18 protein-coding genes and 1 tRNA gene are annotated in these 8,967 nt (G+C 64.4%); all 19 read right to left on the reverse strand.

Features of this window, described 5'->3' with window-relative positions:
- Window positions 1-2: 2 nt before the first annotated feature.
- On the reverse strand, window positions 3-395 hold the full coding sequence (rpsH, locus tag AC2SGK_RS11295) for a 30S ribosomal protein S8 (RefSeq protein ID WP_411839522.1): 393 nt from the start codon (window positions 393-395) through the stop codon (window positions 3-5).
- Window positions 396-411: 16 nt separating this feature from the next.
- Window positions 412-717: a 30S ribosomal protein S14 gene (gene rpsN, locus AC2SGK_RS11300; protein ID WP_411837559.1), complete on the reverse strand. Its 306-nt coding sequence runs from the start codon at window positions 715-717 to the stop codon at window positions 412-414.
- 19 nt (window positions 718-736) lie between these two features.
- Window positions 737-1,297: a 50S ribosomal protein L5 gene (gene rplE / locus AC2SGK_RS11305; protein ID WP_488323630.1), complete on the reverse strand. Its 561-nt coding sequence runs from the start codon at window positions 1,295-1,297 to the stop codon at window positions 737-739.
- A complete protein-coding gene (rplX, locus tag AC2SGK_RS11310) occupies window positions 1,297-1,602 on the reverse strand; it encodes a 50S ribosomal protein L24 (RefSeq protein WP_488323631.1) in 306 nt (101 codons plus the stop codon). Before rplX ends, rplE begins: the two co-directional genes overlap by 1 nt.
- Window positions 1,602-1,970, reverse strand: a complete 369-nt coding sequence (rplN, locus tag AC2SGK_RS11315) for a 50S ribosomal protein L14 (RefSeq protein ID WP_022708219.1) — start codon at window positions 1,968-1,970, stop codon at window positions 1,602-1,604. Before rplN ends, rplX begins: the two co-directional genes overlap by 1 nt.
- Before the next feature lie 77 nt (window positions 1,971-2,047).
- Window positions 2,048-2,293 carry a 30S ribosomal protein S17 gene (gene rpsQ / locus AC2SGK_RS11320; RefSeq protein ID WP_411837562.1) on the reverse strand — a complete coding sequence of 82 codons (246 nt, stop codon included), beginning with the start codon at window positions 2,291-2,293 and terminating at the stop codon, window positions 2,048-2,050.
- A gap of 12 nt (window positions 2,294-2,305) precedes the next feature.
- Entirely contained in the window at window positions 2,306-2,512 is a 207-nt protein-coding gene (gene rpmC / locus AC2SGK_RS11325) for a 50S ribosomal protein L29 (protein WP_488323632.1), read from the reverse strand.
- Window positions 2,513-2,726: 214 nt separating this feature from the next.
- Complete coding sequence (gene rplP, locus AC2SGK_RS11330) at window positions 2,727-3,140, reverse strand: 50S ribosomal protein L16 (RefSeq protein WP_045982159.1); 414 nt, start codon at window positions 3,138-3,140, stop codon at window positions 2,727-2,729.
- A 13-nt stretch (window positions 3,141-3,153) separates the two neighbouring features.
- A complete protein-coding gene (gene rpsC / locus AC2SGK_RS11335) occupies window positions 3,154-3,864 on the reverse strand; it encodes a 30S ribosomal protein S3 (protein WP_136857773.1) in 711 nt (236 codons plus the stop codon).
- Window positions 3,864-4,244 carry a 50S ribosomal protein L22 gene (rplV, locus tag AC2SGK_RS11340; protein WP_488323633.1) on the reverse strand — a complete coding sequence of 127 codons (381 nt, stop codon included), beginning with the start codon at window positions 4,242-4,244 and terminating at the stop codon, window positions 3,864-3,866. The genes rpsC and rplV overlap by 1 nt, the downstream gene beginning before the upstream one ends.
- 5 nt (window positions 4,245-4,249) lie before the next feature.
- Window positions 4,250-4,528, reverse strand: a complete 279-nt coding sequence (gene rpsS / locus AC2SGK_RS11345; RefSeq protein WP_045982161.1) for a 30S ribosomal protein S19 — start codon at window positions 4,526-4,528, stop codon at window positions 4,250-4,252.
- A 3-nt stretch (window positions 4,529-4,531) separates the two neighbouring features.
- Complete coding sequence (rplB, locus tag AC2SGK_RS11350; protein ID WP_488323634.1) at window positions 4,532-5,371, reverse strand: 50S ribosomal protein L2; 840 nt, start codon at window positions 5,369-5,371, stop codon at window positions 4,532-4,534.
- 94 nt (window positions 5,372-5,465) lie between these two features.
- Entirely contained in the window at window positions 5,466-5,762 is a 297-nt protein-coding gene (locus tag AC2SGK_RS11355) for a 50S ribosomal protein L23 (RefSeq protein WP_411837566.1), read from the reverse strand.
- Entirely contained in the window at window positions 5,759-6,379 is a 621-nt protein-coding gene (rplD, locus tag AC2SGK_RS11360; RefSeq protein WP_488323635.1) for a 50S ribosomal protein L4, read from the reverse strand. The genes AC2SGK_RS11355 and rplD overlap by 4 nt, the downstream gene beginning before the upstream one ends.
- A complete protein-coding gene (gene rplC / locus AC2SGK_RS11365) occupies window positions 6,379-7,269 on the reverse strand; it encodes a 50S ribosomal protein L3 (protein ID WP_411837568.1) in 891 nt (296 codons plus the stop codon). Before rplC ends, rplD begins: the two co-directional genes overlap by 1 nt.
- An 11-nt stretch (window positions 7,270-7,280) precedes the next feature.
- The gene (gene rpsJ, locus AC2SGK_RS11370; protein WP_042247848.1) at window positions 7,281-7,589 is read right to left on the reverse strand and encodes a 30S ribosomal protein S10; all 309 of its coding nucleotides are present in this window, start codon (window positions 7,587-7,589) and stop codon (window positions 7,281-7,283) included.
- A 293-nt stretch (window positions 7,590-7,882) separates the two neighbouring features.
- A tRNA-Met gene (locus tag AC2SGK_RS11375) sits at window positions 7,883-7,959 on the reverse strand.
- A 92-nt stretch (window positions 7,960-8,051) separates the two neighbouring features.
- Window positions 8,052-8,525, reverse strand: a complete 474-nt coding sequence (locus AC2SGK_RS11380; RefSeq protein WP_488323636.1) for a hypothetical protein — start codon at window positions 8,523-8,525, stop codon at window positions 8,052-8,054.
- Between the two features lie 178 nt (window positions 8,526-8,703).
- A partial coding sequence (locus AC2SGK_RS11385) for an EF-Tu C-terminal domain-related protein (protein WP_488323637.1) occupies window positions 8,704-8,967 on the reverse strand: 264 nt, incomplete at its 5' end.

Below are 8,967 nucleotides of genomic sequence, written 5' to 3' on the forward strand. Positions count from 1 at the left end.
CCTTAGAACACGGTGCAGAGGACTTCGCCGCCGACATTGGCAGTGCGAGCCGCTGCATCCGTCATGACGCCCTTGGGAGTCGAGACGATGGAGACGCCCAGGCCCTGACGGACCTGCGGGATTTCCTTGGACCCGGCATAGACGCGGCGACCCGGCTTGGAGACGCGCGACAGCTCGCGGATGACCGGCGAACCATCGTGGTACTTCAGCCCGATTTCCAGCTCCTTGTGGCCGGCCTCGGTGGTCACTTCCTCGTAGCCGCGGATGTAACCTTCGTTCTTCAGCACGTCCAGAACCCAGGCACGCAGCTTAGAGGCGGGGGTGCGGACGGTCGATTTGCCGCGCATCTGCGCATTGCGGATGCGGGTCAGCATATCGCCGAGAGGATCGTTCATCATTCTGTGTGCCCCCTTACCAGCTGGACTTGACCAGGCCGGGGATCTGACCCTGCGAGCCCAGCTCGCGCAGCATGATCCGCGACAGTTTCAGTTTGCGGTAATACGCATGCGGACGACCGGTCAGTTGGCACCGGTTGTGCAGACGCGTCGCCGACGAGTTGCGCGGCAGTTCGGCCAGCTTCAGGCTTGCCTTGAACCGCTCTTCCATCGGACGGGACTGATCGTTGATGATCTCTTTCAGGTCGGCGCGCTTGGCGGCGAACTGCTTGACCAGACGCTCGCGCTTCTTCTCGCGCTCGATCATGGATTTCTTTGCCATATCTTCTTTCCCTCCGCGATCAGCTGGTGAACGGCATGTTGAAATGCTTCAACAGCGACTTCGCTTCCGCGTCGGTCGTCGCGGTGGTGCAGATGATGATGTCCATCCCCAGAACTTCGTCGACCTTGTCGAAGTTGATTTCCGGGAAAACGATGTGCTCCTTCAGGCCCATCGCATAGTTGCCGCGGCCGTCGAACGACGTCGGCTTCACGCCGCGGAAGTCGCGGACGCGGGGCAGCGCGATGTTGATCAGGCGGTCCAGGAATTCGTACATCCGGTCGCCGCGCAGGGTCACCTTGCAGCCGAGCGGCATCTCCTCACGCACGCGGAAGCCGGCGATCGACTTCTTGGCATAGGTGATGATGGCCTTCTGACCGGCGATCTGGGACAGCTCGTCGGCGGCCTGCTTGACCTTCTTGGTGTCCTTGACGGCCTCGCCGACACCCATGTTCAGGACGATCTTGTCCAGACGCGGGATCTGCATGTCGTTCTTGTAGCCGAACTCTTCCTTGAGCGCGGCACGGACCTTCTCGCGGTATTCGCCGCGCAGGCGGGGCGTGTATTTCGCAGCGTCCAGCATCAGATCACGTCTCCCGTGGTCTTGGCGAAACGGACCTTCGCGCCGTCTTCCATGCGGAAGCCCACGCGGGTCGCCTTGCCGTTCTTGTCCATCAGCGCCAGGTTCGACAGGTCGATCGGCATGGCCTTGGCCACGCGGCCGCCCTGGCTGGTCTGGGACTGCTTGGTGTGGCGGATGGCGACGTTCACGCCCTCGACCACGGCCTTGTTGTCCTTGGGCATGACGGCGGTGATCTCACCCTGCTTGCCCTTGTCCTTGCCGGCCAGCACGACGACCTTGTCGCCCTTCTTCAGCTTGGCAGCCATTACAGCACCTCCGGCGCAAGCGAGATGATCTTCATGAAGTTCTTCGCGCGCAGCTCGCGCACGACCGGCCCGAAGATGCGGGTGCCGACCGGCTCGCCCTGATTGTTCAGGATGACGGCGGCATTGCGGTCGAAGCGGATCGAGGTTCCGTCCTCGCGATTCACTTCTTTGGCGGTGCGAACGACGACGGCCTTGCGGACGTCACCCTTCTTCACCCGGCCCCGAGGGATGGCTTCCTTGACGGACACGACGATGATGTCGCCCACCGACGCATAGCGACGGTGCGAACCACCCAGGACCTTGATGCACTGAACCCGGCGAGCGCCGGAGTTGTCAGCGACATCCAGATTGGTCTGCATCTGGATCATTTGGTTTCTCCCGACCTTTGGGGACCGCCAGACGCGGCCCCAGGGTTTCGATCATTTCTGATCTGTGATGATGGACTTCAGGCCGAAGCGGTTTCGTCCGTCAGGACAGTCCAGCGTTTCGTCTTCGAGATCGGGGCGCATTCGACGATGCGAACGGTGTCCCCGATCTTGAACTGGTTCTGCGCGTCATGCGCGCGGTATTTCTTCGACGAGCGCACGATCTTGTGCAGTACGGGATGCTTGAAGCGGCGCTCGACCAGGACGGTGATCGTCTGTTCGTTCTTGTCGCTGGTGACGCGGCCTTGCAGGATACGTTTGGGCATGGGCCGGGCTCCTTAGTTCGAGGCCGCGGCGTCGGCCGCTTTCTGGTTCAGAATGGTCTTCACGCGCGCCACGTCGCGGCGCACGGCGCGCATGCGCGCGGTGCTCTCCAGCTGGCCGGTGGCCTGCTGGAAGCGCAGGTTGAAGGCCTCTTTCTTGAGGGCGACCAGCTGGTCCTTCAGCTGGTCCGGCGTCTTCGCCGACAGTTCCTTGGCGTCCATGACGCATCTTCCTTTCAACATCACCGGAGAGCCCCTGTTGCCCAGGGCCACCCTGATTCCGGTGGAGTTTCGTGATGAAGGCCTGCCCATACAGGCTCGGCGGCCCTTTGGCAACCCCGCTTGCGGCAAAACGCAGGCGCCGCGAAGGATCAGGGCCCCGCCGATCGCTCGGCGGGGCCCCGGTGTCATGCGCGCGCCCCAAAGGGCGGAGGACTTACCAGTCCTCGCGGGCGACGATGCGGGTCAGGACCGGCAGCTTCATGGCGCCGAGGCGCAGGGCCTCGCGGGCGATGGTGTCGTTGACGCCGTCGATCTCGAACATGATCCGGCCCGGGTGGACGCGGGCGGCCCAGAAGTCGACCGAGCCCTTGCCCTTACCCATCCGGACTTCGGTAGGCTTCGACGAGACCGGCACGTCCGGGAAGATCCGGATCCAGACGCGGCCCTGACGCTTCATGTGACGCGTGATGGCGCGGCGGGCCGCCTCGATCTGGCGTGCGGTGACGCGCTCGGGTTCGGTCGCCTTCAGGGCGAACGAGCCGAAGTTCAGGTCGAAACCGCCCTTCGCCTCGCCGTGGATGCGGCCCTTGTGCTGTTTGCGGAACTTGGTCCGTTTCGGTTGCAGCATTGTGTTCTACTCCTTACCGGGCGTCGCGGCGCGGGCCGCGGGGGGCCGGGCCCTCCTGGGCTTCGGCGGCGCGGCGGTCATGGGCCTGGGGATCATGTTCCATGATCTCGCCCTTGAAGATCCACACCTTGACGCCGATGATCCCGTAGGGGGTCGTCGCCTCGGACAGCGCATAGTCGATGTCGGCCCGCAGGGTGTGCAGGGGCACGCGGCCCTCGCGGTACCACTCGGTCCGCGCGATCTCGGCACCGCCAAGACGGCCCGCGACGTTCACGCGGATGCCCAGGGCACCCATGCGCATGGCATTCTGGACCGAGCGCTTCATGGCGCGGCGGAACGACACGCGGCGCTCCAGCTGCTGGGCGATCGACTCGGCGACCAGCTGCGCATCGACGTCGGGCTTGCGCACTTCGACGATGTTCAGGTGCAACTCGCTGTCGGTGAAGTTCGCCAGCTTCTTGCGCAGGGTCTCGATGTCCGCACCCTTCTTGCCGATGATGACACCGGGACGCGCTGCGTGGATGGTCACGCGGCACTTCTTGTGGGGACGCTCGATGATGACGCGGCTGATGCCGGCCTGCTTAGCTTCCGTGTGGATGAAGTCCCGAATCTTCAGGTCTTCAAGCAGCAGGTTGCCATAGTCCTTGTCGTCGGCATACCAGCGGCTGTCCCAGGTGCGGTTGACCTGCAGGCGCATGCCGATCGGATTGACCTTCTGACCCATTACGCTTGCTCCTCGACTTGGCGCACCTTGATGGTGATTTCCGAAAACGGCTTCATGATCTTGCCGAAGCGGCCACGTGCCCGCGGACGGCCACGCTTCATCACCAGGTTCTTGCCGACCCAGGCCTCGGCGACGACCAGGTTGTCGACGTCCAGACCGTGGTTGTTCTCGGCGTTCGCGATGGCGGACTGAAGGCACTTCTTCACGTCGCCGGCGATGCGCTTGTGCGAGAAGGTCAGGTCGGCCAGAGCCTTGTCGACCTTCTTGCCGCGGATCAGCTGAGCCACCAGGTTCAGTTTCTGCGGCGAGGTGCGAAGCATCTTCGTCTTGGCGAAGGCCTCGTTCTCCGCCACGCGGCGCGGATTGGTTTCCTTACCCATGACGATTACTTCCTCTTGGCTTTCTTGTCCGCGGCGTGCCCGTAATAGGTGCGCGTGGGCGAATATTCACCGAACTTCTGACCGATCATCTCTTCGCTGACGTTCACGGGGATGTGCTTGTGCCCGTTGTAGACGGCGAAGGTCAGGCCGACGAATTGCGGCAGGATGGTCGAGCGACGCGACCAGATCTTGATGACGTCGGATTTCCCCGACTCACGGGCCTTTTCGGCTTTCTTGAGCACATAGGCGTCAACAAAGGGGCCTTTCCAAACAGAACGTGCCATAGGTCAGCGCCCCTTCTTCTTCGCGTGACGCGAACGCAAGATGTACTTGTCGGTCGCCTTATTGCTGCGGGTCTTCTTGCCCTTGGTGTCCTTGCCCCAGGGCGTGACCGGCGTGCGGCCACCCGAGGTGCGGCCCTCACCACCACCATGCGGGTGGTCGATCGGGTTCATGGCGACACCGCGGACGCTCGGGCGGATGCCCTTGTGGCGGTTGCGGCCGGCTTTGCCCAGGTTCTGGTTCGAATGGTCGGCATTCGACACGGCACCGATGGTGGCCATGCATTCCTGACGGACCAGACGCAGCTCGCCCGAGGACAGGCGGATCTGCGCATAGCCGCCGTCGCGACCGACGAACTGGGCATAGGTGCCCGCCGAACGGGCGATCTGGCCGCCCTTGCCGGGCTTCAGCTCGACGTTGTGGACGATCGTGCCGATGGGCATGCCGCTGAAGGGCATGGCATTGCCGGGCTTCACGTCGACCTTGGAACCGGCGACGACGCGGTCACCGATGGCCAGGCGCTGCGGAGCCAGGATGTAGGCCTGCTCGCCGTCCTCGTATTTCACCAGCGCGATGAAGGCGGTGCGGTTGGGATCGTACTCGATCCGCTCGACCACGGCCGCCACGTCGAACTTGGTGCGCTTGAAATCGACGATGCGATACAGGCGTTTCGCGCCGCCGCCTTGGCGCCGCATGGTGATCCGTCCGGTGTTGTTCCGGCCGCCTTTCTTGGTCAGACCCTCGGTGAGGCTCTTGACCGGGCGACCTTTCCAAAGCTCCGAACGGTCGATCAGAACCAGCCCGCGCTGGCCAGGCGTCGTCGGTTTGTACGACTTCAATGCCATCTTTCTGTCTTCCGTTGCTTTGGACCAGGGTGGTCCGTTTCAGTCAAATGCGGCAGCCCCGGATCGCTCCGGGGCCGCCTGTCGCGTCCGGTTATCAGAGACCGGTCGAGACGTCGATGGTGTTGCCGGCTTCCAGCGTCACATAGGCCTTCTTGACGTCGCTGCGACGGCCCAGCTGACCGCGGAAGCGCTTCTGCTTGCCCTTGGTGATGGTGGTGTTGACCGCCTTCACCTTGACGCCGAACAGGGCCTCGACGGCCTGCTTGATCTGCGGCTTGTTCGCATCCTTGGAGACCTGGAACACGACGCCGTTGTTCTCAGACGTCATGGTGGCCTTCTCGGTGATGATCGGCTTGACGATCACGTCGTAATGTTCAGCTTTCGCGCTCATTTCAGGCGAGCCTCCAGAGCTTCGACACCGGCGCGCGTGATGACCAGGGTATCACGCTTCAGGATGTCATACACATTGGCACCCATCGACGGCAGGACGTCCACGCCCTCGATGTTGCGGGCGGCGCGGGCAAAGCCCTCGTTCACCTCGGCGCCGTCGATCACCAGCACGCGCTTCCAGCCGTTCTCACGGACGGCCTTGGCGACGGCGGCGGTCTTGGCATCGGCCAGGTTCAGATCCTCGACGATGACCAGTTCACCCGCGGTGGCCTTGGCCGACAGCGCGTGACGCAGGCCCAGGGCGCGGACCTTCTTGGGCAAATCGAAGGCGTGCGAACGCGGGGTCGGACCCTTGTAGACACCACCGTGACGGAAGGTCGGCGCCTTGCGCGAGCCGTGGCGTGCGCCGCCCGTGCCCTTCTGGCGATAGATCTTCTTGGTCGAGTAGCTCACGTCCGACTTGCCCAGCACCGAGTGGGTGCCTGCCTGCGCCTTGGCACGCTGCCAGCGCACGACGCGCTGCAGGATGTCGCCGCGGGGCTCCAGGCCGAAGATGTCGTCGGCCAGATCGATCGAACCGGCAGCGCCGGAATCCAGCTTGATCACATCAAGTTTCATCACTTGTCTCCTTCCGGCGCGTCGTCATTGGAGGCCGGCTCTTCCGCATTGGGATCGGCGTGCTCCTTGTCCGACTTGATCGAGGCCTCGGCCTCGGCCAGGGCGGCGGCTTCCTGCTCGGCGGCCAGACGGGCGGCCTCCTCGCGGGCGGCTTCCTCCTCGGCGGCGGCGGCGGCAGCGGCTTCCTCGGCCAGGCGCTTGGCCTCATTGGCGGCCGAACGCAGCGCGGCGGGATAGATCAGGTTCTCGGGCGTGGCCTTCTTGACCGCGTCCTTGATGGTGACCCAGCCACCCTTCGAGCCCGGAACCGAGCCCTTGACCATGATCAGGCCGCGCTCGGAGTCCGTGCGGACGACCTGCAGGTTCTGCGTGGTGACGCGGACGGCACCCAGGTGACCCGCCATCTTCTTGCCTTTGAACACCTTGCCGGGGTCCTGGCACTGGCCGGTCGAACCATGCGAACGGTGGCTGATCGACACGCCGTGCGAGGCGCGCAGACCGCCGAAGTTGTGACGCTTCATGGCGCCCGCGAAGCCCTTACCGATCGAGGTGCCGGCGATGTCCACGTACTGACCCGCGAAATAGTGGTCAGCCGTGATCTCCTCACCGACATTGATCAGGTTTTCTTCGGCGACGCGGAATTCCGCGATCTTGCGCTTGGGCGCGACCGAGGCCTTGGCGAAGTGACCGCGCATGGCTGCGGTGGTGCGCTTGGCCTTGGCCTCTCCGGCGCCCAGCTGGACGGCGGTGTAGCCGTCGCGGTCAGCGGTGCGCTGCGCGATGACCTGCAGGCCGTCCAGTTGCAGGACGGTTACGGGGACCTGACGGCCGTCCTCGAGGAACAGACGGGTCATGCCCAGCTTCTTGGCGATGATACCGGTACGCAACATGATCAGCCTCCTCAGACCTTGATCTCGACGTCCACGCCGGCGGCGAGGTCGAGCTTCATGAGGGCGTCAACGGTCTGCGGCGTCGGATCGACGATGTCCAGCAGACGCTTGTGCGTGCGGATCTCCCACTGGTCGCGCGACTTCTTGTCGATGTGCGGACCGCGCAGGACGGTGAATTTCTCGATCTTGTTCGGCAGCGGAATCGGACCGCGGACGGTCGCGCCGGTGCGCTTGGCGGTGTTGACGATCTCCTGGGTGCTGGCGTCCAGCACACGATAGTCAAACGCCTTGAGCCGGATCCGGATATTCTGGCTTTGCATAGTCATCCCTCTGGCGGGGAGTTCCAGTCGAGAGGCTGACAGCGCACCACGCGGGGCCAGCATCGGACCGTCATGAAAACTGCAAGGCCGCCCTGGAAGCCGGGCGGCCCATGCAAAAGCCATCGATTCTCACGGACCGACGGCGATGCGGTCATATGGATCATCATGCGCCCGGCGTCAACACCCTGCCGACCCCGCCGCACAAGAAGGCGGGCATGGGGCCGGACGGCAGGCATGCAGGGCCGATCGCCCTGCGCGGGCGCGGTCAGCACGGTGATGTCCGGGGGGAAGCGTGGTAGCGGAGGAGGGACTCGAACCCCCGACACGCGGATTATGATTCCGCTGCTCTAACCAACTGAGCTACTCCGCCACGCTGAGCGGCGATTTAGGTCACCCGAGCGGGGGCGTCAAGCGCCAATCGGCGGATATGAAGCAGAAATCACGCCCCGACCCGCGCGACGGTCAGGATCGTGGATCGACGATGCCGGTGACGATGATCCAGCGATCCGTTCCGCGCACTCCCGCCCCGTCACCGGAATGCCCCGGTGGAAGTCCGCGCAGGACGTCCGGGTCGACACCGCAGATGCGGTCCCCCATCAGCGGCAGGCCGACAAGATGGACGGCATAGGGGCACTTGGCATCACGGCCGGGCGTCACGTCGCGGATGACATAGTCTGCCCGTTTTGCCCGTTTCGGCTGCCCGCACACCAAGGCATCCAGAAAGGACCAGCCCGCCGTGGCGTTGCTCCAGGCGATGAGGGCAAGAAAGGCGACCCCCGCAACGTCCCAGAGAATGCGCGATCCCCGCAGCGTCCTTTCCATGCCTGTCATCACGAGGGGAAGGGTCAGGGCCAGAGAGGCTGCCGCTCCGGCCATCCGCGGCAGCACCGTCGGGTCGCGGTCGCCGGACACGGGCAGAAAGCTCCATCCAACCATCAGGCCCAGGACCGGCAACCAAGGGGACGACGAAGACCAGCAGCGCCACTCCCCTCAGCCATTTCGGCCAGCGGTCCGCGGCGCGCCATGCGTCGAGGATCGCGGCCATCGCCCCCCTCCTCACCATGAAAAAGGGCCGCCCTTTCGGGCGGCCCTCTCGCTTACGCGGTCTGTCGGATCACTTGATGATCTTGGAGACGACGCCGGCGCCGACGGTGCGGCCGCCTTCGCGGATGGCGAAGCGCAGCTTCTCCTCCATCGCGATCGGCGCGATCAGCTCGACCTCGAACTTCAGGTTGTCGCCGGGCATCACCATCTCGGTGCCCTCGGGCAGCTTGACCGTGCCGGTCACGTCCGTCGTGCGGAAGTAGAACTGCGGGCGGTAGTTCGCGAAGAACGGCGTGTGGCGGCCGCCCTCCTCCTTGGTCAGGATGTAGGCCTC

The organism is Paracoccus sp. NIOT.M2S5SZ12 (assembly GCF_057748165.1).